Source organism: Streptomyces sp. ADI95-17 (genome assembly GCF_003846175.1).
Taxonomy (GTDB): domain Bacteria; phylum Actinomycetota; class Actinomycetes; order Streptomycetales; family Streptomycetaceae; genus Streptomyces; species Streptomyces sanglieri.
This window is the reverse complement of sequence record NZ_ML123053.1, coordinates 9,428-13,039: the sequence shown is the minus strand read 5'-3', so window position 1 is coordinate 13,039 and position 3,612 is coordinate 9,428. Positions and strand designations below refer to the sequence as shown.

The window sequence follows — 3,612 nt, the reverse complement described above, 5'->3', positions numbered from 1 at the left end:
GCCCGAGAACAGCACACCTACCCGGCCGCGCGCTCCCGCGTCCCGTACCAGTCCTGCGGCGGTCCCCTGGTCGGCGAGGGCGGTGAGCCCGTCGAGGAAGGCGTCGCGGTCGGTCGCGACCACCACGGCGTGGCGTTCGTGGACGGATCGGGTGGTGGCCAGCGAGTACGCGACATCCAGCGGATCGAGGCCGGGGTCGGCGACGACCGTCGTGCACAGGCGCTCCGCCTGGCCGCGCAGCGCTTCCTCGTCCCGTGCGGACAGCACCCACGGCAGTGCCGCGGGCCCGCCCTGCGTGCGGGGCGCGGGCGGTGCGGTGGCAGCGGGGGTGTGCTCCGGAGCTTGTTCCAGGATGACGTGGGCGTTCGTGCCGCTCACGCCGAACGAGGAGATGCCGCACCTGCGGGGGTGTCCGGTCTCCGGCCAGTCCCGCCGCTCGGTCAGGAGTTCAACGGCGCCTTCCGTCCAGTCCACGTGAGTGGAGGGCTGGTCCACGTGCAGGGTCTTCGGGAGCACTCCGTGCCGGAGCGCCATCACCATCTTGATGATTCCGGCGACGCCCGCGGCGGCCTGGGTGTGACCGATGTTCGACTTCAACGAGCCGAGCAGCAGCGGCAGTCGGCCGTCCCGGTTCCTGCCGTACGTCGTGAGGACGGCCTGCGCCTCGATGGGGTCGCCCAGCGTAGTGCCGGTGCCGTGCGCCTCCACCGCGTCCACCTGGTCCGCGGTGAGGCCCGCGTTGACCAGGGCCTGACGGATGACGCGCTGCTGCGAGGGTCCATTGGGGGCGCTGATGCCGTTGCTGGCACCATCCTGGTTGATGGCGCTGCCCTTGACGACGGCCAGCACCCGGTGGCCGTTGCGCTCGGCGTCGGACAGCCGCTCCAGGAGCAGTACGCCGACGCCCTCGCCCCAGCCCGTGCCGTCGGAGGCTTCCGCGAACGCCTTGCAGCGGCCGTCGGACGACAGGCCGCCCTGGCGGCTGAACTCGGCGAAGACCGCCGGTGTCGCCATGATCGCGGCGCCGCCGGCCAGCGCCATGGAGCACTCGCCCTGGCGCAGTGCCTGCGCGGCCAGGTGCAGGGCGACCAGCGACGACGAGCACGCGGTGTCGATGGTGACGGCCGGGCCTTCGAGGCCGAGCGCGTAAGCGATGCGGCCGGAGATCACGGCGGTGGCCGTGCCGGTGAGGAGGTAGCCCTCGACGCCCTCCGGCGGCTGGTGGACGTCGCTGGCGTACCCCTGCGACGAGGCGCCGATGAACACGCCCGTGCTGCTTCCACGCACGGCCGCGGGAACGATCCCGGAACGCTCGAAGGCCTCCCAGGAGGTCTCCAGGAGGAGCCGCTGCTGCGGGTCCATCGCCAGTGCCTCACGCGGACTGATCCCGAAGAACCCTGCGTCGAAGGCGGCCGCACCGTTGAGGAAGCCGCCCATCGGCGTGAAGCCGGGGCCGCTGCCGTCGTCGGCGAAGGCACGCTCCCAGCCGCGGTCGGCGGGGAACCCGGAGATGGCGTCGGTGCCGGTGGCGGCGAGGTCCCACAGCTGTTCCGGCGTCCGTACGTCACCGGGGAAGCGGCAGCCCATGCCGACGATGACGATCGGGTCGTCGTCGACGGCGGCGCCGACCGTCGGGGCGGTCGCGGCGGTGTCGTCCTCGTGCCCGAGGGACTCGGCGAGCAGGTATTCGGCCAGGACGGTGGCCGTCGGGTAGTCGAAGACCAGGGTGGTGGAGAGCCGCAGGCCGGTGGCGGCCTTCAGGCGGTTGCGCACCTCCACGGCGGTCAGCGAGTCGAAGCCGAGCTCGCGGAAGGCCCGGTTCGCCTCCAGAGCCACGGCGTCGGCCAGGCCGAGCACGGCAGCGGCCTCGGTGCGTACGAGGTCGAGGACCGCGGCAGGACGCTCGTTCTCCGGCAGTTCGGCGAGGCTGCGCTGGAACGCGGAGAGGTCGCCCGTCTCGGCGGCATCGACGGCCGCCGCGTCGTCGAGGATCCGGCGCGCTTCCGGCAGGTCCGCGAGGAGCGGGCTGGGCCGGGCCACGGTGAACGTCGGTACGAACCGCTCCCAGCGTACGTCCGCGACCGTCAGCATGGTCTCGTCGTGCCCCACCGCGTCCTGCATCGCGTCGATGGCGAGCTCGGGGTCCATCACGGGGAGACCGCGCCTGCTCAGGATCTCCTCGGCCGAGCCCTTGGCCATGCCGGCGCCGCCCCACGCGCCCCAGGACATCGCGGTGGCGGCCAGGCCGTCGGCGCGGCGCTGCTGCGCGAGCGCGTCGAGGTAGGCGTTGGCCGCGCCGTAGGCTCCCTGGCCACCGCTGCCCCAGATGCCGGAGATCGACGAGAAGAGGACGAAGGCGTCCAACTCCTCATCGCCGAGGACCTCGTGGAGGTGGGCGGCACCAAGGACCTTCGCCCGGAGGACATCGGCGTACTCCGCGCGGCTCGTCTCGTCGATCACGCTGAGCTGGCCGACACCGGCGGCGTGCACGACCGCCGTGATGCGGTCGCCCGCGTCGCGCAGCCCCTGGACCGTCGCGGCCAGCGCGTCGCGGTCCGCCACGTCGCACGCGGCGAGGGTGACCCTGGCACCGAGTGCGGTCAGCCGCTCCTCCAGTTCCCGCGCGCCGGGGGCGTCGGCGCCCCTGCGGCTGGTGAGCACGACGTGCTCGGCGCCCTGGTCGGTCAGGCGGTGTGCGATGAACGATCCCAGGGCACCCGTACCGCCGGTGATCAGCACGGTGCCGCGCGGCGTCCACCGGGGCCCGGCGGAGCCCTGGCCGGCCCTGGCCCGCTGGAGGCGGCGTCCGAAGACGCCGGACGCGCGCACCGCCACCTGGTCCTCGGCGTCCTCGCCGCCGCTGAGCACGCCGCAGATCCGGGTCCACGCGCGGTCGTCGAGGGTCTCGGGCAGGTCGATCAACCCGCCCCAGCGCTCCGGGTGTTCGAGGGCGACGACACGGCCGAAGCCCCAGTTCATGGCCTGCTCGGTGCGGACAGGACCGTCCGAGCGGCCCACCGAGACCGCGCTCCGGGTCAGGCACCACAGCGGGGCCTGGCGTCCCGCGTCGCCCAGGGCCTTGACCAGCTCGACGTTGGCCGCGAGGCCCGCCGGGATCACCGGGTGCTCCAGGTCCGGCCCGTGGAGCAGCGCCAGCAGGGACACGACCCCGGCCGGCTCCGGCGCGTCGGCCAGCCGGGCGGCGAGGATTCCGCGGTCCACCTCGGTGCCGGAGACGGTGAACACCGAGACGTCGGCGCCGTGCCGCGTCAGCCCGCGCACGGTCTCGCGCACCGTCTCGTGGTCGGCCTCGACGGCGGGGACGACGAGCAGCCAACTGCCGGACATGGCAGGCGCGGCCGCCGTCACGGGCTTCCAGGTCACGCGGTAGCGCCACGCGTCGACCGTCGACTCGTCCCGCCGCTGCCGCCGCCACGACGACAGCACCGGGAGTACTTCGCCGAGCGAGTCCCGGGTGGCGCCGCCGAGTTCGAGGGTCTCGGCAAGCGCCTCCAGATCGCCGCGCTCCACCACGTCCCAGAACTCGGCGTCCACGGGGTCCGCCGTCCCCGCCACGGAGACCTCTTGGGCCTCCGGCCAGAACTGCTGGTG

The 3,612-nt window shown here is 73.7% G+C and carries 1 protein-coding gene; it reads right to left on the bottom strand.

Annotation, left to right across the window (positions count from 1 at the left end):
- Window positions 1–3,612: SDR family NAD(P)-dependent oxidoreductase (locus tag EES42_RS39450; protein ID WP_124723180.1), on the bottom strand; the 3,612-nt coding region annotated here is incomplete at both ends.